Origin of the sequence: Phenylobacterium sp. (genome assembly GCF_036963605.1) — a bacterium.
Classification (GTDB): Bacteria; Pseudomonadota; Alphaproteobacteria; order Caulobacterales; family Caulobacteraceae; genus Phenylobacterium.
Genome location: NZ_JBALUY010000025.1, coordinates 14,285 through 40,608, shown reverse-complemented (window position 1 = coordinate 40,608; position 26,324 = coordinate 14,285). Strand labels below are relative to the sequence as shown.

The 26,324-nt window shown below is 68.4% G+C and carries 23 protein-coding genes; 10 read left to right on the top strand and 13 right to left on the bottom strand.

The features are described from left to right. Both V7702_RS06755 and V7702_RS06750 read left to right on the top strand, forming a co-directional pair. Window positions 1-1,606 (top strand): VWA domain-containing protein (locus tag V7702_RS06755; protein ID WP_335649376.1); only part of this gene is annotated, 1,606 nt, incomplete at its 5' end. Continuing rightward, the gene (locus V7702_RS06750) at window positions 1,600-3,690 is read left to right on the top strand and encodes a BatD family protein (protein ID WP_335649375.1); all 2,091 of its coding nucleotides are present in this window, start codon (window positions 1,600-1,602) and stop codon (window positions 3,688-3,690) included. The genes V7702_RS06755 and V7702_RS06750, both read left to right, overlap by 7 nt. Before the next feature lie 22 nt (window positions 3,691-3,712). Here the strand turns inward: V7702_RS06750 and V7702_RS06745 are convergent, their stop codons facing one another. The 8 genes from V7702_RS06745 to V7702_RS06710 form a co-directional block, all read right to left on the bottom strand. Next, entirely contained in the window at window positions 3,713-5,023 is a 1,311-nt protein-coding gene (locus tag V7702_RS06745) for a dicarboxylate/amino acid:cation symporter (protein ID WP_335649374.1), read from the bottom strand. A 57-nt stretch (window positions 5,024-5,080) separates the two neighbouring features. Next, window positions 5,081-6,094: an N-acetyl-D-Glu racemase DgcA gene (dgcA, locus tag V7702_RS06740; protein ID WP_335649373.1), complete on the bottom strand. Its 1,014-nt coding sequence runs from the start codon at window positions 6,092-6,094 to the stop codon at window positions 5,081-5,083. Beyond that, window positions 6,052-7,089, bottom strand: a complete 1,038-nt coding sequence (gene dgcN / locus V7702_RS06735) for an N-acetyltransferase DgcN (RefSeq protein WP_335649372.1) — start codon at window positions 7,087-7,089, stop codon at window positions 6,052-6,054. The genes dgcA and dgcN overlap by 43 nt, the downstream gene beginning before the upstream one ends. Window positions 7,090-7,174: 85 nt before the next feature. Further along, window positions 7,175-8,113, bottom strand: coding sequence for a LysR family transcriptional regulator (locus V7702_RS06730; RefSeq protein WP_335649371.1), 939 nt, complete (start codon window positions 8,111-8,113; stop codon window positions 7,175-7,177). A gap of 45 nt (window positions 8,114-8,158) precedes the next feature. Then, window positions 8,159-8,689, bottom strand: coding sequence for a cupin domain-containing protein (locus tag V7702_RS06725; RefSeq protein WP_335649370.1), 531 nt, complete (start codon window positions 8,687-8,689; stop codon window positions 8,159-8,161). A 20-nt stretch (window positions 8,690-8,709) separates the two neighbouring features. Continuing rightward, complete coding sequence (locus V7702_RS06720) at window positions 8,710-9,930, bottom strand: FAD-dependent oxidoreductase (RefSeq protein WP_335649369.1); 1,221 nt, start codon at window positions 9,928-9,930, stop codon at window positions 8,710-8,712. A gap of 93 nt (window positions 9,931-10,023) precedes the next feature. Beyond that, complete coding sequence (locus tag V7702_RS06715; protein ID WP_335649368.1) at window positions 10,024-10,734, bottom strand: GntR family transcriptional regulator; 711 nt, start codon at window positions 10,732-10,734, stop codon at window positions 10,024-10,026. Window positions 10,735-10,814: 80 nt separating this feature from the next. Then, on the bottom strand, window positions 10,815-11,636 hold the full coding sequence (locus tag V7702_RS06710; protein ID WP_335649367.1) for an aspartate dehydrogenase: 822 nt from the start codon (window positions 11,634-11,636) through the stop codon (window positions 10,815-10,817). A 102-nt stretch (window positions 11,637-11,738) separates the two neighbouring features. On the opposite strand from V7702_RS06710, the gene V7702_RS06705 reads away from it, so the two are divergent. Genes V7702_RS06705 through V7702_RS06695 form a run of 3 tightly spaced genes read left to right on the top strand, consistent with a single transcriptional unit; the run spans window position 11,739 to window position 14,375 of the window. Beyond that, on the top strand, window positions 11,739-12,692 hold the full coding sequence (locus V7702_RS06705) for an acetaldehyde dehydrogenase (acetylating) (protein WP_335649366.1): 954 nt from the start codon (window positions 11,739-11,741) through the stop codon (window positions 12,690-12,692). Then, on the top strand, window positions 12,689-13,720 hold the full coding sequence (gene dmpG, locus V7702_RS06700; protein ID WP_335649365.1) for a 4-hydroxy-2-oxovalerate aldolase: 1,032 nt from the start codon (window positions 12,689-12,691) through the stop codon (window positions 13,718-13,720). Before V7702_RS06705 ends, dmpG begins: the two co-directional genes overlap by 4 nt. 52 nt (window positions 13,721-13,772) lie before the next feature. After that, on the top strand, window positions 13,773-14,375 hold the full coding sequence (locus tag V7702_RS06695) for a class I SAM-dependent DNA methyltransferase (RefSeq protein ID WP_335649364.1): 603 nt from the start codon (window positions 13,773-13,775) through the stop codon (window positions 14,373-14,375). Window positions 14,376-14,385: 10 nt separating this feature from the next. On the opposite strand, the gene V7702_RS06690 is transcribed toward V7702_RS06695, so the two are convergent. Next, complete coding sequence (locus tag V7702_RS06690) at window positions 14,386-15,051, bottom strand: GntR family transcriptional regulator (RefSeq protein ID WP_335649363.1); 666 nt, start codon at window positions 15,049-15,051, stop codon at window positions 14,386-14,388. Window positions 15,052-15,249: 198 nt separating this feature from the next. Between V7702_RS06690 and V7702_RS06685 the strand changes: the two genes are divergently transcribed. Next, window positions 15,250-16,065: a TauD/TfdA dioxygenase family protein gene (locus tag V7702_RS06685; protein WP_335649362.1), complete on the top strand. Its 816-nt coding sequence runs from the start codon at window positions 15,250-15,252 to the stop codon at window positions 16,063-16,065. Between the two features lie 102 nt (window positions 16,066-16,167). Here V7702_RS06685 and V7702_RS06680 read toward each other — a convergent pair whose 3' ends face one another. Together V7702_RS06680 and V7702_RS06675 are read right to left on the bottom strand one after the other, a co-directional pair. Next, the gene (locus tag V7702_RS06680) at window positions 16,168-17,436 is read right to left on the bottom strand and encodes an MFS transporter (protein WP_335649361.1); all 1,269 of its coding nucleotides are present in this window, start codon (window positions 17,434-17,436) and stop codon (window positions 16,168-16,170) included. Continuing rightward, complete coding sequence (locus V7702_RS06675) at window positions 17,433-18,779, bottom strand: metal-dependent hydrolase family protein (protein WP_335649360.1); 1,347 nt, start codon at window positions 18,777-18,779, stop codon at window positions 17,433-17,435. Before V7702_RS06675 ends, V7702_RS06680 begins: the two co-directional genes overlap by 4 nt. 357 nt (window positions 18,780-19,136) lie before the next feature. Between V7702_RS06675 and kynB the strand changes: the two genes are divergently transcribed. Further along, window positions 19,137-19,787, top strand: a complete 651-nt coding sequence (gene kynB / locus V7702_RS06670; protein ID WP_335649359.1) for an arylformamidase — start codon at window positions 19,137-19,139, stop codon at window positions 19,785-19,787. Window positions 19,788-19,846: 59 nt separating this feature from the next. Here the strand turns inward: kynB and kynA are convergent, their stop codons facing one another. Both kynA and kynU read right to left on the bottom strand, forming a co-directional pair. After that, entirely contained in the window at window positions 19,847-20,689 is an 843-nt protein-coding gene (gene kynA, locus V7702_RS06665) for a tryptophan 2,3-dioxygenase (RefSeq protein ID WP_335649358.1), read from the bottom strand. Continuing rightward, on the bottom strand, window positions 20,686-21,927 hold the full coding sequence (gene kynU / locus V7702_RS06660; RefSeq protein WP_335649357.1) for a kynureninase: 1,242 nt from the start codon (window positions 21,925-21,927) through the stop codon (window positions 20,686-20,688). The genes kynA and kynU overlap by 4 nt, the downstream gene beginning before the upstream one ends. A 126-nt stretch (window positions 21,928-22,053) precedes the next feature. Here kynU and V7702_RS06655 point away from each other — a divergent pair, with 126 nt between their 5' ends. Genes V7702_RS06655 through V7702_RS06645 form a run of 3 tightly spaced genes read left to right on the top strand, consistent with a single transcriptional unit; the run spans window position 22,054 to window position 26,308 of the window. Next, window positions 22,054-23,685 (top strand): AMP-binding protein, encoded by a 1,632-nt coding sequence (locus V7702_RS06655; RefSeq protein ID WP_335649356.1) that lies wholly within the window; start codon window positions 22,054-22,056, stop codon window positions 23,683-23,685. Continuing rightward, window positions 23,682-25,118: an amidohydrolase family protein gene (locus V7702_RS06650; RefSeq protein WP_335649355.1), complete on the top strand. Its 1,437-nt coding sequence runs from the start codon at window positions 23,682-23,684 to the stop codon at window positions 25,116-25,118. Before V7702_RS06655 ends, V7702_RS06650 begins: the two co-directional genes overlap by 4 nt. Next, the gene (locus V7702_RS06645; RefSeq protein WP_335649354.1) at window positions 25,115-26,308 is read left to right on the top strand and encodes a dipeptidase; all 1,194 of its coding nucleotides are present in this window, start codon (window positions 25,115-25,117) and stop codon (window positions 26,306-26,308) included. Before V7702_RS06650 ends, V7702_RS06645 begins: the two co-directional genes overlap by 4 nt. The last annotated feature ends 16 nt before the right edge of the window (window positions 26,309-26,324 follow it).

The following is a 26,324-nucleotide window of genomic DNA, read 5'->3' as shown; positions in this document are numbered from 1 at the left end:
GCGGGGCGTGGCCGCGGGGGGGCGGGTGCGCTTCGATCATCGCCGACGCGGGGGCGCGCGGGTCGCCTGGCGCTTCTGGTTGGCGCTTCTGCTGCTGGTGCTCGCCCTGGCGCGACCGCAATGGGGCCAGGCGCCCCCGGCTGAGGGCGACCAGGCGCCCGGCGAGGTGATCATTGCGCTGGACCTCTCGCGCAGCATGCTGGCGGCCGATGTATCGCCAAGCCGGCTCGCCCGGGCGCGCAGCCTCGCCACCCGGCTGGCCGACGATCTGCCCGACCGGCGCATCGGCTTGATCGGCTTTGCGGGCACGGCCCACCTGCTGGCCCCGGTCAGCGAGGACCGGGCGATCCTGTCGGCCTATCTGCCGCAGATGGCGCCTGAGCATATGCCGGTCCCGGGTAGCGACTTTTCGGCCCTGCTCGACCTCGCCCTGGCCAGTTTCAGCGACGCCGACCAGGGCCGCGTCCTGGTGATCCTCACCGACGGCGAGGCCGAGCCCGGCGCTTGGCGCGAACGGCTCGCCGACCTGCGAGCCCGCCATGTGCGGGTCATCCCCGTGGGCCTGGGGACCGAGGCCGGCGCGACGCCGCCGGGGCCGGATGGCCAGCCCCTGGCCCTGCCCTCAGGCGCGCCAGTGGTTTCCCGCCTGACGCCGGCCGCCCTGAGTGACCTGGCCAGCGCGACGGGGGGCCAAGTGGTTCCCCTGGCCGAGGCCGCCGGCCTGACCGAGCTTGTCCGCACCGCGAGCCTCACCCCGCCCGACAGCGCCGGCGCCATCGAGGGCCGGCCCACAGCCAAGGCCGACCAGTTCGCCTGGTTTGTTCTGGGGGCGCTCGTCCTGCTCGTCTGGAGCGCAGCGGTGGAAGTTCCCGCCCGGCCCAGGTTGCGGCGACGGCGCGCCCTGGCCGTGGCGCAGGCGGCCCTGGTCGGCCTGCTGGCGCTGGCCCTCCTGCCCCCGGACCGCTCCCTGGCCCAGGCGCCCCTGCTGACCGAGGCCGACCTGCAGGGGGAAGAAGACCCGCTGGTGCAGATGCGCAACCTGGCCGAAGAACTGATCGCCAAGCCGCGGCTGGGCGCGCCCGACCATCTGCGTATCGCCGAGGTGGCCACCCGCTATGGCGAGATTCACCGGGGCCACGGCCACGCCCTGGAGGACGGCGTCATGCGCGACGGCTTGATGGCGGCCAGGCGCGGCCGCGCCCAGGACCCCGACCTCGCCGACTGGGCGGCCATCGAGGCCAAGCTGGAGCGCCTGCTGGTCCCGCCGCCGCCGGTCCCCATGGAGGATCCCGGTCCCGCCGACCCGGCCAATGAGCCCATGGGCGCCCAGGGCCAGCAGCCTGTGGCCGGCGAGGACGCCCGCGACAGCGGCGGCGACGGACCGCCGGAGGACGAGCAGGAGCCCACCGCCGGCGAGCAGGGCCTGCAGAATGTCGGCGGCTCTCAGGAGGACGTCTACGATCCGTCCGAATGGAGCAACCCGGCGCTCGTCCAGCCCCTCGATGAACTGCGCCGCCTGCGGGCCGCCGATTCCCCGGCCGAGCTTTTCCAGCGGCTGCGCAGCGCCACAGCCGAGCCCCGGCCGCCGGGAGCCCAGACATGGTGAGGCTCAAGCCCGCCGCCGCGCTCATGGCCCTGGCCGCCCTGTGGGCCGCCCCCGCCATGGGCCAGAGCGTCACCGGCGCCTTCGAGGCGCCCGACAAGCCGCTGTGGGCCGGGGAGGTGTTCGACCTGACCCTGGCCTGGACGGTGGACTGGGCGACCTTCGGCAATCTGGAGGGCGAGCTGGAATGGGCGTCCGAGCCCCTGGTCGCGGAGCCCTGGGGGGAGCCGGCGCTCCGTAACCCACCTGCGCCGGGCGCCTCCCGGGCGGTCATCGAATTCAAGACCCGCGCCATGGCGCTGCAGCCTGGCGAGATCAGCGTCGCACCGGCCAGCCAGGTCATGCGGCTGCAGACCGGGGTGGTGGACATGGACGAGTATCAGCGGGCCATCACCGAAACCCGCACCATCCAGAGCGCGCCTGGCCTCTTCAACATCCGCCCCCTGCCGCCTGCGCCGGAAGGCTTCACCGGCGCTGTCGGCCAGTTCACCGTCACCTCCGAGGTCGAGGCCGAGGAGATCCGGGTCGGCGAGAGCCTGACCTGGCGGGTCACGCTCTCCGGGACCGGCAACTGGCCGGCCATTCGCGGCCTCAGCCCCCGCCAGGTCTCCCGCGATTTCGAGGTTGTCGGCGCGCCCGAGCTTGAGGAGGCCGAGGGGGCGGGCCTGTTCGAGCGGGACCTGAGCGAGACCGTGACGCTGATCCCCCAGCGGGCCGGCCAATATGTGCTGAGCGACTTCGAGATGGTGGTGTTTGATCCGCAGGCCGGACGCTTTGAGCGGCTGCGGGCAGAGGCGATCACCCTGGACGTCCTGCCTGGCCCCAATGGCGACCTGCTTCCGCCCGAAGACACGACGCCCCATGAGGCCGAGGATGAGGCCCGCCTGCCCCCCATGCTGAAGGGCCAGGGTTCGGCCCTGGCCCCGCCGACCGGGGGCCTGTGGATCGGCGCCCTGTTGGCCCTCCCGCTCATGCTGGCGGCCCTGTGGGGCCTGCTGGCCCTGTGGCGCGCCCACCAGACCGACCCCGATCGCATTCCCCGGGCCGCCCATCGCCGGCTGACCGCCACCCTGTCCCGACTGGCCCTGAACCCCGAGACGCCCGAGCGCCGGCGCCTGGTGCGGGCCTGGCAGGCCGACGCCGCCCTGCGCTGGCGCCTTGGCCTGGCGGCGCCGGCCCCTGACGCCTTCCCCGATCCCCAATGGCGGGACCTGTGGGCGCAGGCCGACCAGTTCCTCTACGCCCGCTCCGGCGTGCTTGCTGACGACTGGACACAGCGCGCCCAGGCCGCCCTGGACGCGCTTGGCCCGCCCCCGCCCTTCAAGCCGGCCACGGCCCTGCGCCGCGGCAATCTGCTGCCCGCCGCCGCCATGGCGAGCCTCGCCCTGTTGGTGTTGAGCGGCCAGGCCGTGGCCCAGGACATGACGGCCGAGGCTCTGCGCCAGAGCGTGGCCGAAGCGCCCCTCGACTGGCGGGCCCGCCATAACCTGTCCATCGCGCTCGCCGCCCAGGACCAGTGGGAAGAGGCCGCCGGCCATGCGGCGATCGCCTGGGTGCACAACCCCGCCGATCCCCGGACCCGCCAGCTCTGGATGACCACCGGCGCCAAGGCCGGCTACAGCCTGGAGCCCGGCGCCAGCGTGCCTCGCCCCCGCGACTGGCGCGGCCGGGCCATCGCCATGGCTTCGCCGGCGACCTGGCGTTGGTTGCTGATCGGGTTCGCCTGGGTTGCAGCGGCGGGGCTCGCAGCCGCGCTCTACGCCCGCTACCGGCCAAGGCGCCACCTCGCCCGGGCGGGGCTCACCCTGGCGGGCGTGGCGGCGGTCGGCGTCTTGATCAGCGCCACGGCCCTGAGCGGCTATGGGGTTCTGGCCAGCGACAAGGCCGTGCTGGTTTGGGGCGCCGGTCCCTTGCGCCCCCTGCCGGTGGACACGCCGGCCGAAGAGGCCGAGATTCAGCTGGCGGGCGGCACGGCGGGGCGTGTCGACAAGGCCTATCTGGGCTGGCGGCGCGTGAGGCTGGCCGATGGCCGGTCCGGATGGACGCGGGCGGAACGGCTGCTGCCGGTCTGGGACAGCCCGAACTAGCCAGGCCCGGTGCGGCTCGCCCCTACTCGACCGGCTTGGCGCGGTAGGCGACCTCGTCCAGCTCGCCTTCCCACTTGGCCACGGTGACGGCCACCACCAGGTCGCTGGTGGCGTTGGGCACGGTGCGGGTCATGTCGAGGATACGGTCGAAGGGCAGGATGAAGCCGACCACCAGGGCGGTCTGCTCGGCGCTCAGGCCGATGACCTGCAGCACGGCGGCCAGCATGAACAGCGAGGCCGAGGGCACCGGCGCTGTGCCGACGGCCACGATCACGCAGACCAGACCGACCATGAAGTACTGGGCCACCGTCATGTCGACGCCGAAGGCCTGGGCCGAGAACACCGCCAGCAGCGCCACATAGAGGGCTGTGCCGTCCATGCTCAGCGTCGCCCCCAGCGGCAGGGTGGTGGAGGCCACGGTGTGGCTGACGCCCAGATTCTTCTCCGCCACCCGCATGGCCACGGGCAGGACTGCTGCGCTGGACGAGGTGGAGAAGGCGACGATCACCGCATCGGCGATGTCGCGGAAGAACGGGACCACCGGCAGGCGGGCGATCAGGCCGATGACGCCGCCGTGGACGATCAGGCTCTGGATCACGCAGCCCAGCACCAGGGCGCAGGCCAGCAGGAAGACGTGGACGAAGGTCTCCGGTCCCGAGGTCCCCATCACCCAGGCCACCAGGGCGAGAACCCCGAAGGGCGCCAGCTCCATGATCACCCGGACCAGGACGAGCATGATGTCGGAACCGATCTGGAACAGCCGCGCGACCGGCGCGGCCGGCTCGCCGATGATCAGCACGCCCATGCCGATCAGGATGGCGAAGAAGATCACCGCCGGAATGTCGCCATTGGTGAGGGCGGCGAACGGATTGAGCGGGATGATACTCATCAGATAGGCGCCGAGCGTCGGCGCCTCGCCCAGCACCTGGGGGATCGTGCCGGCGAAATCCATGCCGGCGCCGGGCTGGAAGAGCACCCCGAGCGAAAGCCCCACCGAGACCGCCACAGCCGTCAGGGCCAGGTACATGAACAGCGTCTTGGCGCCGATGGAGCCCAGCCGCTTCACATCACCCATGCCGGCGATGCCCGAAACGATGGAGAAGAAGACCAGCGGGGTGACGATCATGCGGATCAGCCGCACGAACACGTCGCCGATCCACTTGAGGCCCACGGCCTGCTCGCCGATCACCAGTCCGAGGATCGTGCCCAGGACCAGGCCCAGCAGGATCCGCTTCCACAGGGTGACCTCGAGCCAGTAGCGCCGGACGAAGCCGCCGACGCCCTTTCGGTCGGGCGTGGCGGGGGTCGCGGGCTCAGGCGCGAGGTCGCTCATCGGCAGATCTCCAGGACGAAATGGCGGGCGATCCTTTGGCGCGGCGACCCCTTGGGATCAGGCCTCGGTCTCCGGTGTCGCGGTGTCAGGCACGCCCCAAAGGGCCTCGGGCGGCAGCAGCTCAGCGCCACGCTGGACCGCGCCGCCGGCATAGTCATCAGCAATCCAGGTCGGGCCGTCGAGATCGACGAAGTCGGCGTGTCGGGCCACATGGAAGGCCGGCGCGATGGACATGGACGACGAGACCATGCAGCCGACCATGACCCCGAAGCCCATGCGCCGGGCCTCGGTCAGCAGGTCGAGAGCCTCGGTCAGGCCGCCCGTCTTGTCGAGCTTGATATTGACCACCTGATAGCGGTCCTTCAGCCCCGGCAGGTCGGCGGACACATGGCAGGACTCGTCAGCGCAGATCGGGGCGCAGCTTTCGAAGCCCAGCAGGTCGCTGTCCTCGTCGGCCGAGAGGGGCTGTTCGATCAGGGCGACCTTCAGGTCCCGCAGAACGGGCTGCAGCTGCGCCAGGGTCTCGATCGTCCAGCTCTCATTGGGATCGACGATCAGGGCGGCGTCCGGCGCGGTGGCGCGGACCGCCTCCAGGCAGGCGGCGGGATTCTTCCGGTCGACCTTGACCTTGATCAGGGTCACGCCGGTCATCCGTGCGGCCGCCTCACCCATCGCCTGTGGGGTATCCAGGCTCACGGTCAGCGCACTCACCAGGGGATGGAGCGGGGGCTGGCCGAGGGTGTCGGCGACCGCACGGCCGGCCAGGCGGGCTTCGAGATCCCACAGGGCGCAGTCGATAGCGTTGCGGGCGGCGCCCGGACCCAGCCGGCCGGCCAGGTCCGCGCGCGTCATCCCGTTGGCCAGTTCCGTCGACAGGCTGTTCACCTGTTCCAGGACCGACTCGATGGTTTCGCCGTAGCGGGCGTAGGGCACGCCCTCGCCGCGGCCCTGCCGCCCGTCCTGGACCAGGGTCACGGCGACCACGTCAGCGGCGGTCTTGACCCCGCGGGAGATGCGGAAGGGCGTGCTTAACGGCCAACGCTCTGCTCGGACTGCAACGGTGCGAAGCATTCAACTAACCTGTCGACGATCAGGTCCACGCCCATGGAGACGGGGTCCTGGCAAGGGAGGTTGAAACGCGCGGAGGTCTCGTCGCAGAGACGGCGCGCCTCATCGGGGGCGAGGTTGGAGGTGTTGAACGCAATCCCCACCGGCGTCACGCCCGGATTGGTCAGGGCGGCCGAGGCGAGATTGGCCTCCAGGCAGGCCTTCAGGTCCGGCAGGGTGCGGCCAGGAATCCCGCGCATGTGCGGCCGGCCAGGCTCGTGGCAGAGCACGATGGCGTCCGGCTGGGCGCCGTGCAGCAGGCCAAGCGACACACCGGCGAAGGACGGATGGAACAGGGAGCCCTGCCCCTCGACCAGGTCCCAGCCGCCATCAGTGCGGGCCGGGGTGATGGCTTCGATGCCGCCGGAGATGAAGTCGGCGATCACCGCGTCGATCGGCACGCCGGACTGGGCGATGAAGATGCCGGTCTGGCCGGTGGCGCGGAAGTCGGCGCGCAGGCCGCGGCCGCGCATCTCCCGCTCGATGGCCAGGGTCGTGTACATCTTGCCGACCGAGCAGTCGGTGCCGACGGTCAGCAGGCGATGGCCCGCGCGGGGTCGGCCATTGCCGACATCCATCTTCTTCGGCGGCTCGCGCACATCGAACAGGGACAGGCCGTTGCGCTGGGCGGCGGCGACGATCTCGGGATGCTCGGTCAGGCGCTCATGCAGGCCCGAGGCCACGTTCAGGCCGGCGTCCAGAGCCTTCACAGCGTCGGAGACGATCTTGGGGCCCAGCACACCGCCGGCGTTTGCGACGCCGATGATCAGGGTCTTGGCGCCCTTGGCGGCGGCCTCGGCGAAGTCCAGGTGCGGCAGGTTCAGGGTGACCGTGCACTCCGAACCCCGGTGCTCACCCAGGCTCCATTCGGGACGCCAGTAAGCCACCCCGCGGGAGGTCTTCACGGAAAGCTCGTTCTGGGAGTCCCCAAGATAGAGCAGGTAGGGCGGCGGGATCATAATGCCTCACTTCGGGCCGGCGCAGCGGTGTTGCGCAATCATCGCGCAACCAGGGCGCGCGCGAAGCTCGAAAGAAAGAGGAGTGTTATAGCCCGGGGTTATGCGCCTGCTGCTGGTCCTGGATATCGGCCTTCAACGTATTCACGAACGCCTTGGCGATCTTGGAAAGCGGGCGATCTTCCAGGTATATGCAATAGACGCCAAAGCTTACTGGATGCTCCAGGGGCCTGAAATCAAGATCAGGGCCGAGGTTCTCCCGAGCGGTGAACTCATCGACAATCGCCACGCCCGCGCCATGGCGCACCAGGGATGCGGCCACGTAATAGGTCTGCACGACGATGCCTTCGGGACCGCTGCGCTTTCCTTGCACCACCTCGCTGGCATAGAGGGCGCCCACGGGGCCGCTTCCGGTCAGGCTGATCAGTTCGTGGCCGGCGAAGCGGTCGAGGCTGACCCGGGGCGGCGCGTCGGGCAGATACTCGCGCCGGTAGAGCACCACCAGTTCGCCCGTGCCGATGCGGGTATGGGCCAGGCGGGGGTGGCGCGGGGCGTCATAGGCCACCGCCAGGTCGGCCTTGCGCTCATAGAGGGCGCGCAGCACGTCCTCGTCATGCAGGGTCTGCAGCCCGAAGGTGACGCCGGGATTCTTCTTGCGAAACTGGGCGACGGCCCGTGGCGCGACGCCGAGGCCCAGGGACGGCAGCACCGCCAGGCCGATATGGGCCGAGCCGCCCTTCAGCAGGTTGCGGGTCGTCTCCTTCAGCGACTCGATCTTGGTGTAGATCTCGTCCACGTCGCGGAAAAGGGCGTGGGCCTCCTCGGTCGGGGTCAGGCGGCCCTTGACCAGCCGGAACAGGGGAAAGCCCAGCCGCCCCTCGGCGTGCTTCAGCACCTTGCTGACCGAGGGTTGCGACACATAGAGGGCGCGGGCCGCAGCGCTGATCGAGCCCGCCCGATAGACCGCGTGGAAGACCTCGATATGCCGGAGGTTCATGGAGGGTAGGTTGGCGCCGGTCGGTTCCATGCCCTTCTCAGACCATACCGCCATTGGCGCCGCAAGCGGCCGGGATCAGCCGCCGCCCAGGTGCGCGTCCCGGCGCTCGAACAGGCTGGCGTCGGCGAAACCCGCAGTTTCCGGGCGCCCGCGGCCCAGCATCACCTGCAGGTAGCAGTCCTCCTCGGTCTCGTTGACATAGCCGTGGATGACGCCCGGCGGACACGAAATCATCTCCCAGGGACCCAGCTCCTGCGACAGGCGCCGGCCCTCCTCATCCTCGATGAACACCACGCAGCGGCCCTGCAGGATGAAGAACACCTCCTCCACCTCGTGGGTGTGGGGGGCGTTCCCCTGGCCTGGCGGCACCAGCATGATCGACAGGGTAAAGCCGGTGGCCGGGATCACACTGGCGTCGTCATGCTTGCCCGAGGCGCCAGCCCCGATGAAGCGGTGCTGGGCGCGGCGATAGCCTTCGATGCTGGCGTCGGAAAAGGCGTTCCAGTCGGGCGTGCGAGTTTCGAACCTGGCCACATAGCGGGCCATCAGGTCTTCGAGGGAGGCGTCGGCAAGTTCAGCGGGACGGGGATGTCGGGCGACGGACATGGGCGGTGTTCCTTAAGAGGCTAGAGGACGGCGTCGGCGACCTTGACGCTGTCGATCAGACAGGCGCGGCCGATGAAGGCGTCATGCAGGTCGGGATCGAGGCCGGCCTGGCGGATGGCTTCCAGGCCCTGGGCCCGGGCCTGTGGATCCTTTTCGCCGAGGGTCTTCTTGTTCTGGATGCTCTGGGCCTGGACGAAATCGGTCTGGGCCTTGCGCCGCTGGCGGGAGTAGCGGTCCAGCAGGGGTTGGGCCTCAGCGCCGCCGTTGAGGATGTCGTCCAGCTTGGCGGCCAGGTTGACCGCGTCGTGGATGCCGCCGTTCATCCCCATGCCGCCCACAGGGTTGTTCACATGGGCCGCGTCGCCGGCCAGCAGCACCCGGCCCTTGTTGAAGGTCGCCGCCACCCGCTGGTGCACCCGGTAGAGCGCCACCGTGGCGATCTCATAGGGGCCGTCCTTGGGGCAGAACTTCTGCAGGCGGGCCTCGATGGCGTCCGGCGAGAGAAGCTCCTCGTCGGTCTGTTCGGGCAGGGTCGGGCTGACCGCCCGCCACAGGCCGCCGCCATCCGGACCGCGGGCCTTGAACAGGTTCATCCACTCGTCGGGATCGGAGAAGTAGTTGCGGTTGCTGAGGTCGGGCCGCAGGGACATGAAGTCGAAATGGGTGTCGACCTTGAGGAAGCGCTCGGGCCAGGTGAAGCCCTCGAACTCGATCTCGGCCAGGCGGCGGACCGTGCTGCGGCCCCCGTCGCAGCCGACCAGATAGTCGCCCTCGATCTCGACCACGCCCTCGGCGGTTTCGAGCACGGCGCGAACCTTGTCGGCGTCCTGGATGATGTCGGTGAGGCGGGCGCCCATCATCACCTGACAGCCCGGATCTGCCTCCAGGCGCTCCAGGATGGTGGCGGAAATCTTGTACTGCTCCCACTGCAGCACATAGGGGTGCTCGGGCGGGATCTGCATTTCGCGGATGTCGAAGCGGGCGATCCGCTGGCCGGTCGGGCGGTCCATATAGTGGAAGACCGGCGAGACCAGGCCCTGCTCCAGGCCGGCCTCCAGCAGGTCCAGCTCGGCCAGCATGGCGATGGTCGGGGGATGGCAGGAGGCGGCGCGGCAGTCGATCTCCGGCGCCAGCAAGGCTTCCACCAGCACCACCGGCACGCCCCGGCGGCGAAGAGCGTAGGCGGCGATGGTCCCCACGGGGCCAGCCCCGACCACGATCACGTTCGACCCAGACGCCATGGTGCGCACTCCTCTTGAGAGGGGCGACGCTAGCGACCGCGAGTTTGTATGACAATATTAGATATTGGAGCTGAAGGCCCGTTTGACTGGCGCCTAGGAAGCAGCCTTCCGTTTCGATGAAGTGGCGGTTTTTTCATCGGCCTCCAGGCGCGCCACGATGGCCGCCCGGGCGTTGCGCAGGTGGACGGCCATGGCCTCGGCCGCGCGGTCGGCGTCGCCGGCCTGCACTGCATCCATCATGGCGTCCCATTCCTTGAGGCCGCCGTCGAGCCGGCCGGGCTCGGCCATGGAGCGGATGCGCAGATAGTTGACCCGCGCCAGCAGGGGCCGGGCCACCTCATAGATCACCCGGCTCTTGGCCCCGATCAGCACCCGCTCATAGAACTCGCTGGCGATGGCCGAGAGCTGGGCCATGTCGTTCTTGCTGAGCGCCTTGACCAGCCGCTTATGCACAGCGGCCAGAGCCTTGCGCTCAGCGTCGTCGGACAGGGCGACGAACCGGCGAATGGCCTGGGTCTCCAGCATTTCCCGGATCATGTAGATGTCGGCGGCGTCCTGGGCGGTGATCACCGCCACATTGATGCTGCGCCGCCGGCCCACCTCGACCAGGTTTTCGGACTGCAACTGGCGCAGGGCCTCGCGCACCGAGGTGCGGCTGACCCCCAGGGCCTCGCACAGTTCCCGCTCCACCAGACGCGCCCCGGGGGGATAGAGGCCAGAGCTGATGGCGTTGCGGAGCTTCGAGATCGCATGGTCGCGCACCAGCGACGGCGTATCGACAATCCTCAGGTCTTCGTATTCCAAGTCAGCCCCTTGTCACGCGGACCTCTGGTTCGCCGCGTCGCGATTCCGTGTCCGACAATCCTATCTGCGATTTGGCCCGGTCACGGCTCAGGAAACAAGCCCGCCTGCAGGCGCGAAGCCGGCAGGCCGATGCCCAGCCGGGCGCATTGCAGCAGGCTGTGGGCGGTCAGGGCCGAGGTCTTGGGGTTGTCCGGCGCGGCCACCGCGAACACTTCGAACAGGAACCGACCGAAGTCGCCCTCTGCGGTGATGACGCCCAGGGGGTCGGTCACCTTGCGCGAGGAGATCAGCCGCACCCGGGTACGGTCCAGCCCCAGCCCGGCCAGGGAGACGGCCACCGAGACATTGGCGTTCTTGGGATAGGCCGCCGCGGCCGCCCGGGCCGAGCCCTCGAAGAAGACCTGTTCCTCAGCCGGATCGTCCAGATCGATGGCCTGCGCGGCGGGCGTGGCTCGCCAGGCATGGGGCGGCTTGTGGGAGTTGTAAGTAACGGCGCTCAAGCCTGCGAGGCTCGCGGCCACGAGGCCGTCGAGGCCCGCTACCGCGCCAGCCGGAATCAGCAGCCGCCCGCCCCCGGCCTGCTCGGCGGCCAGCAGGCGCCGCGCCAGGTCGGCGTCCGTCAGGGCGCCGACAGAAGAGACCACCAGGTCGACGCCGGCCGCCAGGACCTGGACCCCGAATTCGCTCACCGCGCCATGGCCGGCGCATTCCAGCACCACGTCGGGGGACGCCGCCAGCAGGCCCGCCAGGTCATGGACGCAAGGGACCCCGGCGGCCTCGCGGCCTGGTCGCACCAGCACCGCGCAGACGTTGTCGTCCTCGCCCAGGCGCCCGGCCGCGGCGATGATTTCCTGGCCGATCGCCCCAAGGCCGATCAATCCAATGCGTTTGTCGCTCGCCATTCTCAAACTCCGCTGCGCGCCCTTGACTTATAATATTGTATGACAAGATTGCCACTCGAATTGAGGGCGCTTCGGGCGCCTGTGAACCTTAGGAGCAGCGCCGTGGAGTCCCCATCCTCGCCGGTCAAGGTGGCCATCATCGGCTCGGGCAATATCGGGTCGGACCTGATGATCAAGATCATGCGGCTGTCCAAGACCCTGGCCATGGGCGCCATGGTCGGCGTCGATCCGGCCTCCGATGGCCTGCAGCGGGCCCAGCGGATGGGCGTGGCCACCACCGCCGGCGGCATCGACGGCCTGGTGGCCATGCCGGAATTCCAGGACATCCAGATCGTCTTCGACGCCACCTCGGCCAGCGCCCACCAGCGGCATGACCAGGTGCTGCGCGCCCATGGCAAGACGGTGATCGACCTGACGCCGGCGGCCATCGGCCCCTATGTGATCCCGCCAGTGAACGGCGAGGCCAATCTCGAACAGCCGAACCTCAACATGGTGACCTGCGGCGGCCAGGCGACCATTCCCATCGTGGCGGCGGTCAACCGCGTTTCCCCGGTGATCTATGGCGAGATCGTCGCCTCCATCGCCTCCAAATCCGCCGGCCCCGGGACGCGGGCCAACATTGATGAGTTCACCGAGACCACCTCGCGGGCCATCGAGCAGGTCGGCGGCGCCCGGCGCGGCAAGGCGATCATCGTGCTCAATCCGGCCGAGCCGCCGCTGATCATGCGCGACACGGTCTATTGCCTCTGCGAGGGCGGCGATCCGGCCGCCATCGAGGCCTCCATCCTGGAGATGGTCGCCGAGGTGCAGACCTATGTGCCTGGCTATCGCCTGAAGCAGGCGGTGCAGTTCGAGCCCATCACCGACAACGCCCGCCTGCTGATCCCAGAAATGGACGAGGCCTTCACCGGCCTCAAGGTCAGCGTCTTCCTCGAGGTGGAGGGCGCGGCCCACTACCTGCCGGCCTATGCGGGCAATCTCGACATCATGACCTCGGCGGCCCTGCGCACCGCCGAGCGCATCGTGGAACGCCGCGGCGCAGGAGTTTCCGCATGAGCGCCCCCGCCCCCGCCCGCAAGCTCTACATCCAGGACGTCACCCTGCGCGACGGCATGCACGCCATCCGCCACCAGTATGGGCTGGACCAGGTCCGGGCCATCGCCCGCGCCCTGGACGAGGCCCGGGTGGACGCCATCGAGGTCTCCCACGGGGATGGCCTGTCGGGCTCGTCCTTCAACTACGGCTTCGGCGCCTGCACCGACTGGGCCTGGATCGAGGCGGTCGGCGAGGTGCTGGAGTACGCCGTCCTCACCACCCTGCTCCTGCCCGGCATCGGCACGGTGCATGACCTCAAGCGCGCCTATGAGCTGGGCGTCCGCTCGGTTCGCGTAGCCACCCACTGCACCGAGGCCGACGTCTCGCGCCAGCACATCGAAGCCGCCCGCAACCTCGGCATGGACGTCTCCGGCTTCCTGATGATGAGCCATATGAGCGCGCCCGAGGCCCTGGCGAGCCAAGCCCTGCTGATGGAAAGCTACGGCGCCCACTGCGTCTATGTCACCGATTCCGGCGGGGCCCTGACCATGGAGGGCGTGGCTGAACGGCTGCAGGCCTATGACTCCGTGCTGCGCCCCGAGACCGAGCGGGGCGTCCACGCCCACCACAACCTCTCGCTGGGCGTCGCCAACTCTATCGCTGCGGTCCAGAACGGGGCCATCCGGGTGGATGCATCGCTGGCCGGCATGGGCGCCGGGGCCGGCAATGCGCCGCTGGAGGTCTTCATCGCCGCGGCCGATGTCTATGGCTGGGACCACGGTTGCGATCTCTTCAAGCTGATGGACGCGGCCGAAGACCTGGTGCGACCGATCCAGGACCGTCCCGTCCGGGTGGACCGCGAGACCCTCAGCCTGGGCTATGCTGGGGTCTATTCCAGCTTCCTGCGCCACGCCGAAAAGGCCGCCGAGACCTACGGCCTCGACACCCGCGCCATCCTCATCGAGCTCGGCCGCCGCCGCATGGTCGGCGGCCAGGAAGACATGATCGTCGACGTCGCCCTCGACATGGTCCGCGCCCGGGAGGCGTGAGGGACCTTTGATTGTCATGAAGGCGTCGAAACCAAGTCGCTAGGCTGATGGCATGAACAGCAGCGCGCGCGATGTCATCGACCTCTACCAGCGCCACGCAGCCGCCTGGGTGCGCAACCGCGGCGACCGGCTGACCGAAGGCGTCTGGCTCGGCCGGTTTCTGGGGCTGCTACCGGAGGGCCGCCGCGTGCTCGATCTCGGCTGCGGGTCCGGAAGCCCGATCGCGCGCTACTTGATCGGCCAAGGGTGCGCAATGACCGGCGTCGATGGGTCTGCTGACCTGATCGCGGTCTGTGAAGCGGCCTTTCCCGAGCACGCCTGGGGCGTCGGGGACATGCGCCTCACGGACCTGGGCCAGAGGTTCGACGGCGTGCTCGCCTGGGACAGCCTGTTCCACCTGGATCACGAAGATCAGCGGCGCATGTTCGACGTGTTCCGGCGCCATTGCGGACCCTACGCCGCCCTGATGTTCAACAGCGGGCCGGCCCATGGCGAAGCGATCGGCGCCTTCGAGGGCGAGCCCCTCTATCACGCCAGCCTCGAGCCCTCCGAATACAGGTCCCTCCTGGCGGACCAAGGGTTCGAGGTGGTCCGGTTTACGCCGGAGGACCCGGAGTGCGGTGGACGTTCCGTCTGGCTGGCCAGGCTTCGCTGATTCCCCGCCCCTAAACCCGCGGCGGGTCGGCTTCGAAGTGGGCCAGGAGGGCGTCGATGAAGGCTTCGACGGCGGCCTCGGCGGCGTCGGGGTCGCGCTGCTCGAGGGCCTGCAGGATGCGGCCGTCACAGACGAGCGTCAGCTCGCGGTTGGCGGCGGTTTCGTGCAGGCGCCCGCGCATGGTCTGGAAGACGTCGTCCACCATGGCCGCGCAGCGCCGCAGCAGGGCGTTGCGGCAGGCCTCGCGCAGGGCGCTGCGGAACTCGCTGTTGCGCTCGACGAAGACCCGGGCGCGGCCGGCCTCGTGGGCGGCCCGCTGACGCTCCAGGGTTTTGCGCAGGGCGGCGATCTCGGCCTCGGTGGCTTCCAGGGCCGCATGGCGGGCGATGCGGGCGTCCAGCAGCCGGCGGACCTCCAGCCGGTCGACCACATCCTTCTGGGTGTCGACCGGGACCAGATAGCCCCGCTCCTGCGGAGTCAGCAGGCCTTCCCGGGCCAGTTGCAGCAGAACCTCGCGCACCGGGGTGCGGGAGACGCCATAGGCCTTGGCCAGTTGCAGCTCCACCAACCGGGCGCCCGGCTCCAGCAGGCCCGACTGCAGCTCTTCGCGCATGCGCCGATAGACCTGGTCGCGCAGGCGCTCGGTCGGGGCGACGGCTCGCGAACTTCCCGGCAAGGCGCTGGATTCCCTTAAGTGACGCAAGATCAGTCCGTCCCTCGACTAGGCCATAGATGCGCCCACCGCAACGGCGCCCCCTCAACGGGCGCCTGACAAGGAATACGGGATACTGTATACAATGATCTTGAAGCCGAGGCGCGCCTCCTTCCAGATGGCGCAGCGCTCGCGCACCTTGTTTCGATCAATGGGATTTCAATGTCGTACAGGACCCTCCAGGCCCAGCCGCTTACCCCCACCATCGGCGCCGAGCTTTCCGGCGTCGACCTGACCCAGCCCCTGAGCGACGAACAGGTCGCGGACATTCGTCAGGCCCTCCACGATCACGGCGTGATCTTCTTCCGGGACCAGCCCCTGGATCCTGAGTCGCTCAAGAGGGTCGGCCAGTATTTCGGCGAGCTGCAGATCCATGCCCTGAAGGGCCTGCCCGAGCACCCGGAGGTGCGCAAGCTGCACGCCGACGCCACCTCCAAGCATGTGGCCGGCGAGGAGTGGCACACCGACATGTCGTGCCTGCCCGTCCCGCCCATGGGCAGCGTGCTCTATCTGCACACCCTGCCGCCGATGGGCGGCGATACGGCCTTTTCCAGCATGTATGCGGCCTATGACGCCCTGTCGGCGCCGATGAAGGCCTATCTGGAAAAGCTGACCGCCACCCATGACGGCAAACTGGCCTTTGGTCGTTTCGACCCCGACGGCAAGTATCCGGTGGCCGTCCATCCGGTGATCCGCACCCATCCGGCCACGGGCCGCAAGCTGCTGTTCGTCAACCGCGGCTTCACCTGCCACATCAACGACGTACCGCAGGACGAGAGCGAGGCCATCCTGCATTACCTCTTCAAGCATGCAGAGAACGCCTACTTCCAGGTGCGCTTCCGCTGGACGCCCCATGCAGTGGCCTTCTGGGACAATCGCTGCACCCAGCACCTGGCGATCTGGGACTACTTCCCGCACGAGCGCTCGGGCTTCCGGGTGCAGATCGAGGGCGATAGGGCCGACTACGCCGCGGCCTGATCGCCGCCTTCACGCCTGAAACGACAAAGGGCCCGCGCCAGGGGATGGCGCGGGCCCTTCCTTTTCCGCTGCGACGACCGGGGAGAGCCGCGCAAGGAAAGCTCAGGTCACCGAGACCGGCCCGCCGCGGCGGCGCTCCTGATAGGGGCGCAGGGTCAGAACGAGGCTGGAGGCCAACAGGCAAAGGCCTGCGCCTACGGCCAGCATGGCCTGGTAGGAGCCGGTCAGGTCGAAGACGAAGCCGAAGGCGACGGGGCCAAGCCCCATGGCGATCATCACCGCCCCGAACAGGACGCCGAAGATCTGGGCGAAGCACTTCAGGCCGAAATAGCGGCTGGCCAGATAGGCCAGCATGTCCACCTCGGCCCCCAGGCTGCCCCCCAACAGAAGGGCTGGGAAGATCATCGCCCAGGCCGGCAGCGGCGCCCACAAAAGGGCCAAGCCCACCGCCGAGAGGCTGAAGAACACCAGGCCGATGTGCCGGGCGTCGAACTTGTCCAGCAGGAAGCCGATCAGGATCCGCCCCCCGAAGGTGGCCAGGCCGAAGATCGAGGCGACCCCGGCGGCGGCTTCCGGGCTCATGCCCCGGTCGCCGAGCAGAGGGACCATGTGCGGGATCAGGCCATAGAGGACGAAGGCGAGCACGACGAAGATGGCGATCAGCATCCAGAAGTCGCGCTTGGCCATGGCCTGCTTCAGCGTGTCGCCCAAGGCGGCGGCGGGCGGGGCGTCCGCCCTCTCCCCGGCCGGCGCGCCCGGCTGCTCCTGCAGCAGGAAGACCACCATGGGCAGGGCGACGCACAGCAGGATCAGGCCCAGCGCCACATAGCCGCCCTGCCAGCCGAACTGTGAGATGGCGCCCTGGCCCACCAGGGGCACATAGGCGAAGCCGAATCCCGTGCCGCTGCCGGCGATGCCGATGGCCAGGCCCCGGGACTTGTCGAACCAGGTGGCCAGGACGCGCATATAGGCCACGCTGTTGGAGCCGGCCGCCACCGTACCCATGGCGATATAGATGGCCATGAAGTGCCAGAGCTGGGTCACCTGGGTCAGGGCCAGCATGCAGGCGGCCAGGATCGCGAGCGAAGGTATCAGCATGCGGCGCGCGCCGAACCGGTCCACCAGGCGCCCCACCAGGGGCATTGAGACCGCCGAGCACAGCATCATCAGCGAGGCCGCGGCGCTCATCTCCGCCCGGCCCCAGCCGAACTGCTGCTCGAAGGTCCCGATGAACAGGCCGAGTGAGGCGATGCCGAAGGCGGCCGGCCCGGCCGAGATTCCCACCAGGGAGACCGCCACGATCAGCCAGCCGCGGATCGTCGGCCTTGCGGCGCCGGGCTCGCCGGTTTCGGCGACGGAAACCGCGGTCACGGATTCACCATCGGAACGTAGAGGTTCTCGCCGCCGGCCTTGTAGACCACCCCGCCCTTCATCACGAACTGGACGCGCTCCAACTCGGTGATATCGCTTAGGGGATCGCCGGCGACGGCCACGATGTCGGCGTAGCGACCAGCCTGCACGGCGCCGATCTCGGTTGAGCCAATCAGGTCGGCGGCGCTGGCGGTGGCGGCCAGGATCACCTCGGCCGGCGTCATGCCGGCCTCGACCATCAGGGCGGCCTCCTGCAGGTTCTCGCCCAGCCCCGTGTCGCTGCCGAAGGCGATCTTGACCCCGGCGCTGTGGGCGCGGGTCAGCTTGGTGAGGCTCGGCCCCATGGCCAGAACCTTGGCCACGGTGGAAGGATTGAGCGCTTCGGGCGAGGTCTTCGCCAGGTCGTACAGCCGCTGGGTCGTCAGCAGGGTCGGCACGAAATAGGTCCCGGCAGCCTTCATCAGTCGCCAGCTCTCATCGTCGGCATAGGTGCCGTGCTCGATGGAGGCGGCCCCGAGACGCACGGCGATGTCGATGGCTGCCTTGCCATGCCCGTGGGCGGCGACCTTCATGCCCATGGCGCGGGCGGTGTCGATGGCCGCCTTGATTTCGGCCTCGGTCATCAGCTGGGCCTTGGGATCGTCCCCCTGGCTGACCACGCCGCCGCTGGGCATGATCTTGATGATGTCGACGCCGAGCTTGTGCTGGGTGCGCGCCAGGCGGGTGACGGCGTCCGGGCCATCGGCGAGCCCTGCCCCCCAGTCGCGGCGGGACATGTCCTCGGCATAGCCATGACTCCAGTCGGTGTGGCCGCCGGTCGGGCCGATGGCCTCGCCGGCCACCCACATGCGAGGGCCGGCCACCTCGCCCAGCTCGATCGCCTTCTTCAGGGCGATGTCGGTCCCGTAGTTGCCGCCCAGGTCGCGCACGGTGGTGACCCCGGAGCGCAGGATCGCCTCGGCGTTGACCGTGGCGGCCAGGGCCATGTCCAGCGGGGAATAGGTCACGCTCTTGGCGATGCCATTGCCCGTCCGGCGCAGGGAGGTCACATGGGTGTGGCCATCAATCAGGCCCGGCAAGACCGTGGCGTTCGACAGGTCGATCACCTCGGCGCCGGGGGGCGAGACAAAACCTGGCTCCACCGCCGTAATCCGGTCATCACGGATCAGGATGGTGACCTGGCTTTGTGGATGCGCCGAGAGGCCGTCGATCAGCCGACCGGCGTGGATTGCGGTGGTCTTCGGGGTCGGCGCAGGCCCCGGCGTCTGGGCGAGGCTTGGGCCAACGCCAACGGCGCAGGCCAGGGCCACCCCGCCAACCAGGGTTCTGAACAAGCTCGCCATACAAACGCCCTCCACAAGATTTCCGTATGATTGTCATACATCAATGCGGAGGTGGACGAGCCCGTTTGCGCCCGGGCGGCGCGCGGGGCGCCAGGCGCCCTGGCTGATGGCGGCCGAGGCGGCCGGCGCCGCTTTCCTGGGCGCCGGCTTGGGGCTTTGGCCTGGAACGCGTCCGACGGACGGCGCCGCGCCTGACACGCGTCCCGTCACAGAGGACAGAGGGCTGAAGCGGGTCCCATGACGGAGTGACGCGCCTTGTTCGGCCTGTCCGTCGGCCTAAGCTGCGGCCGGGCCTCTATCGGCGAGGCGCTGCAGACCGCCTTCTTTTCCCGAACTGCTCAGCATGAGGACGTGGCTTTGACCCAGACCGATGAGACCGGCCGCCGAATCTGGGACATCAGCCAGGACCTCCGCAATGGCCTACCCGTATGGCCAGGCGACACCGCCTATGACGAGACCAGGACCTGGGTGCTGGAGGGCGGCTGTCCGGTCAATGTGAGTCGCTTGACCCTCTCGACCCACAGCGGCGCCCATGCCGATGCGCCGCTGCACTACGACCCGGAGGGGCCAACAATCGGTGCGGCCAGGCTCATGCCTTATCTTGGGCCGGCCCAGCTGATCAGCGTCGTTCAAGCGGACGGCCGCATTTCGCCCGAGGCGGTGGCCGACCGCCTGGCGCCTGGCGTCAGGCGCCTGTTACTCCGGACGTTCGAGACTTTTCCCACCGACGCCTGGCCGGCCGGCTTCGCCTGCCCCAGCCCAGAGCTCATCGATATGTTGGGCGAGCGCGGCGTTGTCTTGATCGGCCTCGACGCCCCGTCCCTGGACCCTGAAGACGCCAAGGATCTGGTGTCGCACCTGATGGTCCGTCGCCATGGTATGGCTATTCTTGAAGGTCTGGTCTTTGACGGCGTACCCGATGGCCACTACGAGCTGATCGCCCTCCCGCTCAAGCTGACCACCGCCGACGCCTCGCCCGTCCGCGCCATCCTCCGCGCTTTGGACTGAGTCTCGGGCCGCAGGACAAGCTTCGTCCTTGGCCGCCGCCAAGCCCATGCCTCGGGATGCTATAGAGCCGTGCGTAGATCGATCAATTCTGGGAAGAAAGACCGTTGAAGCGCCCGGTCCAGGTAGGCCACCCCGGAACTGCCGCCGGTTCCGCGCTTGAATCCTATGATGCGCTCAACCGTTTTCATGTGGGAGAACCGCCATTGCTGGAAGCGGAACTCCAGGTCCACCAGTTTCTCGGCCAACTCATAAAGATCCCAGTACCTGTCCGGGTCGCGATAGACCTCTAGCCAAGCGGCTTCAACGGCGGCGTCGGCGGCCCGAGACGCTGTCCAGTCGCGTTCCATCTGCTCTGTGGGAATCGCAAAGCCCCGGCGTCCAAGCAGTCGGATCGCCTCATCATACAGGCTGGGCTCAGCCAGCGCGGCGGCCAGACGGCCGTGGACAGCAGGGGTCGAGACGTGGACCGCCATCGCCTGGGCGTCCTTGCCTCCGAGCAAGAACTCCAGAAGCCGGTACTGGTGCGATTGGAATCCCGAGCTCTGGCCCAGCGAGGGCCTTATCCGGTTGTACTCCGTGGGCGTCATGGTCGCGAGCACGTCCCAGGACTGGATGAGCTGCGCCTGGATACGGCTGACCCGGGCGATCATCTTTAGGGCCGGGCTCAGGTCATCGCGCCGAATATGCTCGCGCGCCGCCCGCAGCTCGTGCAGCGACAAGGCCAGCCAGAGTTCAGACGCTTGGTGGACCACAATGAACAGGAATTCGTCGTGCTCGCCCGACAGCGGGGTCTGGGCGCTCAGCAGCCGATCAAGGCCCAAATAGGTGGCGTAGCTGATATCCGGGCGCTCATGCACGCCAGCCAGCGCCTCGTCAGAGGAGGATGTGTCGGTCTTGCTCATGTCACCGCAGCCTTCAGATTGAACCTCGGCTCACGCCAGGTTTCGCTCGCCATCACGTCGCGCAGGATCTCCACGGCGTCCCAGATATCGACGAAGCGAACATAGAGCGGGGCGAAGCCAAAGCGCAGAATGTCCGGCGCCCGGAAGTCGCCGGTGACGCCCCGCTCGATCAGCGCCTGAACGATGGCGTAGCCGTCGGGGTGGCTGAGGCTTACCTGGCTGCCACGCAGCGCCGAGTCCGTTGGACAAGCCAAGCCCAAGCCCGCGTCCGCGCAGCGCCCTGCGACAAGATGCAGAAAGAGGTCGCCCAGGGCCTGGGACTTGGCCCTCAGGTCGGCCATAGCCACGCCGTCAAAGACGTCAAGCGCGGCGTCCAGGGCCGTCAAGCCCAGGATCGGCGGAGTTCCGCAAAGGCCGCGCAGCACACCTCCGCCGGGCTCATAGGTGTCGACAAACTCGAACGGCCGAGCATGACCCATCCAGCCGGTGAGCGGCGAACGCAAGTCGTCATGGTGACGCTCGGCCACGTAGAGGAAGGCCGGCGCCCCTGGCCCACCATTGAGGTATTTGTAACCGCAGCCTACAGCCAGATCGACGCCGCAGCCGTTGAGATCCAGCTCCACGGCGCCGGCGCTATGACTGAGGTCCCAGAGCGCCAGTGCGCCGACCTCGTGGGCCCGTTGGGTGATCGCGGCCATGTCATGCAGGCGGCCGGACTTGTAATGCACATGGGTCAGCACCACCGCGGCGACATCCTCGTCGAGGGCGCCCGCGACCTGCTCGGGCTCCACCACCCGCAACGAGATCAGGTCGTCCCCCAGGAGGTCGCGCAGGCCCTGCAGGATGTAGAGGTCGGTGGGAAAGTTGCCTGACTCGGTGACAATGACGCTGCGCTCCTTCCGCATAGCCACCGCGGCAGCGGCCAGCTTGAAGAGGTTCACCGAGGTGGAGTCAGAGGCGATCACCTCGTGGGGCCTCGCGCCGATCAACCGCGCCAGACGTGCGCCGACGCGAGATGGCAGATCGATCCAGCCATGGACGTTCCAGCTGCTGATCAAATCCTTTCCCCAGGCCTGGCTGACGGCCGCCTCTAGCCGGGGACCCACCGCACGCGGCAGAGCGCCCAGGGAATTTCCATCGAGATAGATAACTCCATCGGGCAGGTCGAACAGGTCTCGCCGCCCACTGAGGGCGTCGGCGGCGTCCCGCGCCGCGCACAATTCCCTGCTCAAATTCACGGCAGCACTCCCTCGCACCGGTCGGCTCTGGTGCGGCGACTTTACAGCCATATTAATTTAGGCTTCAAATAATTTCCGAGGGGCGTGAAGGACTGTCAGCCGGTCGATCCCCTCGCGGAGCGCCGAATGCCCACGGCACATACCGACCGATTCGTTCTTGAGCGTCTGCCCCACGGCGACGCCCTGCCGGACTTTCGTTTCGACCATCCCACCCTGCATTTCCCCGAGCGGCTGAACGCCGCAAGCGCGCTGCTGGCGGGCGGTGATCGACACGCCATCGCCCTTCGCTGGCCAGGCGGTGCCTGGACCTATGCTGAGCTGGCGCAGACCACCGATCGCATCTGCGGCGGCCTGCGCGACCTGGGCGTCGTCCCCGGCGGCCGCATTGTGCTGCGGGGCAAAAACGGCCCCATGCTGTGCGCCCTCTGGCTGGCCGCCGTGAAGATCGGCGCAGTGGTGGTCGTCACCATGCCGATGCTGCGGACGCGGGAGCTAGCCTTTGTCCTCCGCAAAACTCAGCCAGCCCTGTGCCTGGTGGAGGCTGACCTTGAGCCGGAGCTCATGGCCGCCGCCGAAGAGGTCGGTCATGGCCGCACGATCATCGGCTACAGCCTGGACGGCCGGGGCGATCAGGAGCTTGAGCGGCGGTTGCGGCATCAGCCCGACCAGGCCGAGGCGACCGACACCTACGCCACAGATCCCGCCTTGATCGCCTTCACCTCAGGCACCACCGGCGACCCGAAGGCGACGGTGCATTTCCATCGCGATGTCCTGACCATCGCCGATGGCTTTCCCCGCAGTCTGCTGGACACCCGCGCCGACGATATCTTCCTATGCAGCGCGCCGATGGGATTCACCTTCGGTCTCGGCGCCCATCTGGTCTTTCCGCTCCGGCACGGCGCCTCCGCCCTCCTGTTGTCGAACGCCGCGCCCGACAAGCTGTTCGACGCCATGGAAGAGCACCGTCCCACCATCGTCATGACGGCGCCGACGGCCTATCGCGCCATGACCGCCCGCGCCGCGACCGCGGACCTCAGCAGCGTGCGGCGCTTCGTATCCGCCGGCGAGCATCTGCCCGCCGCGTCCTGGAATGCATGGAAGGCGGCCACCGGCGCTTCCATAATCAATGGCATCGGCTCAACGGAGATGTTGCACATCTTTGCGTCGACCCAGCCTGACCGCGATGAACCTGGCGCCACCGGGCGCGCTGTGCCGGGCTATCAGGTCTGCGTCCTGAGGCCGGACCTACGATTGGCCCTGCCAGGCGAGATTGGCCAGCTGGCGGTAAAGGGGCCAACCGGCTGCCGCTACCTGGAGGACGAACGTCAGGCCAACTATGTTCGCGGCGGATGGAATTTGACCGGCGACGCCTATTCCATCGACGAAACCGGCTGTCTCTGGTTCGCTGGCCGGGCTGATGACATGATCATTTCGTCTGGCTACAACATCTCCGGTCGGGAGGTGGAAGAGTCGGTGCTGCGCCACGAGGCTGTGCAGGAATGCGCTGTGGTCGCGTCCCCCGACCCCGACCGCGGGACAGTGGTGAAGGCCTATGTGGTCCTGACCCCCGGGCAAACCGCCGACGCCGCATTGGCCCGAAGCATCCAGGATTTCGTCAAGGTCGACATCGCGCCATTCAAGTATCCGCGTGCGGTGGAGTTCCTTTCCGCCCTGCCCCGCAACGCCTCGGGCAAGGTCCAACGGTTCGTGCTTCGCGACCAGGCGGCGATGCGCCCCGAACATTCAGAGGGATCATGATCCGAGCTTCAAAACTCATGTCGGCTGGCGCCCTCACCCTGGCGATCGTCTTGGGGGGCGCGGCCCATGGCCACGAGCCTGGAGGCGCCGGAGACGAGGCCTTTGGAAGCTGGCAGGGGCCGGTCACGCCGCCCGACCCTGGCGCCGCGCCCAAGGGGGAGGTGGTGGTCTACCGCGACGCGACCCTGATCGACGGCGCCGGCACGCCGGCGCAGCCGGGCATGAGCGTGGTCGTGGACGGCGCGGAGATTGTCGCGGTCGCGCCCAGCGACTCTCCCGCAGCCAATCCGACAGGCGCCCGGGTGGTCGACGCCAGTAGCCTCTATGTTCTGCCCGGCCTGATCGACACGCACGTTCACCTGGCCACGCCACCCAACGCCCGCAAGGCCGAGGGGCAGATGCGCCGCCAGCTCTACAGCGGGATCACCGCCGTGCGCGATATGGCCGATGACCTGCGCTCCGTCGCGGAGTTGCAGCGCCGATCGCGTCTGGGCGAAATCCCCGCGCCGGACATCTACTTCGCCGCGCTGATGGCCGGGTCGAGCTTCTTCGACGATCCGCGAACCATTGCGGTCTCCCAGGGCGATATCCCCGGCAAGGTGCCCTGGATGCAGGAGATCACGGACGAGACCGACATGCCTCTGGCGGTCGCCATGGCCCGCGGCACCTATGCGACGGCGATCAAGATCTACGCCAACCTGCCTGGCCATCTGGTGAAGAAGATCACCGCCGAGGCCCATCGCCAGAACATCGCCGTCTGGGCCCACACCGCAGTCTTCCCGGCCACGCCAGAGGAGGTGATCGACGCCGACGTCGATGTCACCTCCCACGCTTGTCCGATCGGCTATCAGGTGATGGCCGAAATGCCGGGCAGCTACCAGGACCCTACGCCGGTGGACGTCGGCGCTCTCGGCGACGGCGACAATCCGGTAATCACGGCGCTGTTCGACAAGATGAAGGCCAAGGACATCATTCTCGACGCCACGGTGCGGGTCTATGCCGAGGGGGACGCCCGCTACGCCAAGACGAAAACGGGCCGGCCGCCTCGCTGCAGCGCCGACCTCGCCTATCGCCTCACCTCCCAGGCCTATCGTCGCGGCGTGCTGATCTCGAGCGGCACGGATGGCGAGACCGACTGGGAGGCGGCCTATCCCGCCCTGCACGAAGAACTTGAGCTTTTGAGCGACAAGGTGGGCATGCCGCCCCTGCAGGTGATCCGATCAGCCACTCAGATTGCGGCCATGACCATCGGCCGCGAGGCGGAGATGGGCGTGGTCGAGCCCGGAAAGCTGGCCAACCTGGTGTTCGTCTCAAAGGACCCGACGCAGGACATCAGCGCCCTGCGCGAGGTGGCCTTTACTGTCAAACGCGGCGTGATCTACCAGCGCGCCGCCTACACGCCGATCACTGAGGCCGAGGGGGCCAGCCAATGAGCACCGAAGACCAAGAGACCGTTCGCGGCGCCGGCGCCAGCCGCCGCGCCATCCTGGGCATGGCCGTCGCGGCCCCGGCCCTGATCGCCGTCGCCGGACCCGTCTCGGCGAAGACGGCTGACCCATGGGCGGATGCCATCATCGTCAACGCCCTGGGCGGCCTTTCGAATCCGAACACCCGCGACGAAGACAACGAGAGCAGCATCGCGCGCGGCGTGCGCAAGCCGCGGCGGCTCGATGCGCGGACCATCCAGGACGCTCGCCTCTCGGGCGTCACAGCGGTCAACTGCACGCTTGGCTATGTGGCCGGCGATGGCGATCCCTATGAGGTCTCGGTCGCCTCTGTCGCCCAGTACGACCGGATGGTGCGCGAGCAGTCGAGCGATCTGATCAAGGTGCTGTCGGCCGCCGACATCCTGAGGGCCAAGCGCGAGAACAAGATCGGACTGATCTACGGTTTCCAGAACGCGGTCATGGTCGGGGACAGCCTGGAGCGGATCGACGTCTTCAACGACCTGGGCGTGCGGATCATCCAGCTCACCTACAATCCCGCCAACCACCTGGGCGATGGCTCCATGGCCCCTGAGAACCGTGGGCTGACACCGTTCGGACATGAGGTCGTGGCGCGGCTGAACGCCAACAGGATCATGGTGGACCTGTCGCATAGCGGCCAGCAGACCTGCCTGGACGCCGCCCGCGCCTCCACACAGCCAATCTCCATCAACCACACCGGCTGCCGCGCCCTCACCGACCTGCCGCGCAACAAGACCGACGAGGAGTTGAAGCTCGTGGCCGACAAGGGCGGCTTCGTGGGCATCTACTTCATGCCGTTCCTCAACAAGGAGGGTAAGGTCCGCGCCGTCGACATTGTCGAGCATATTGAGCACGCCCTGAAGGTCTGCGGCGAAGATCATGTGGGCATCGGCACCGACGGCCCCATAACCCAGATCGACGACATGGAAACCTACAAAAGCGCCCTCGCCAGGGAAGTCGCTGATCGAAAAGCGCGCGGCATCGGCGCCACCGGTGAAGGGCCGGAGACCTACCCCTTCGCCATCGACCTGCGGGGGCCCACCCAGTTCCGAGATCTGGCTGACAGGCTGAAAGCCCGGGGCCACTCCACGACCCGGATCGAGAAAATCCTAGGCGGCAATTTTGTGCGCTACGCCAAGGATATCTGGGGCGCCTGAGCCCCAGACACCTTTG